The 250-nt window shown below is 70.0% G+C and carries 1 protein-coding gene; it reads right to left on the bottom strand.

Annotated features, from left to right (window positions below; all coding sequences use genetic code 11):
- Positions 1 to 250: beta-galactosidase (locus SB754_RS21930; protein WP_410784415.1), on the bottom strand; the 250-nt coding region annotated here is incomplete at both ends.

The following is a 250-nucleotide window of genomic DNA, read 5'->3' as shown; positions in this document are numbered from 1 at the left end:
CCACATGGCCACGGCGGGGTGGTCGGCGTAACGCTCGACGATGGCGGTGACCAGTTCGCGCGCGAGGCGGCGGTAGACCGGAGAACTGGGAGCGAACGCCTGTCGGGAACCGTGCCAGAACGTCGAGCCGTCGGCGTCCTGCGGGAGCATCTCGGGGTACTTCGTCGTGGCCCACGGCGGCGGCGAGGCGGTCGCCGTCGCCATCGACACCCGGATTCCGTTCTCATGCAGCAGGCCGACGACCTTGTCG

Source organism: Leifsonia sp. SIMBA_070 (genome assembly GCF_046534635.1).
In the GTDB taxonomy this organism is placed as follows: Bacteria; Actinomycetota; Actinomycetes; order Actinomycetales; family Microbacteriaceae; genus Leifsonia.
Note: the sequence above shows the minus strand (reverse complement) of the source record. Positions and strands in the feature narration are given on the sequence as shown.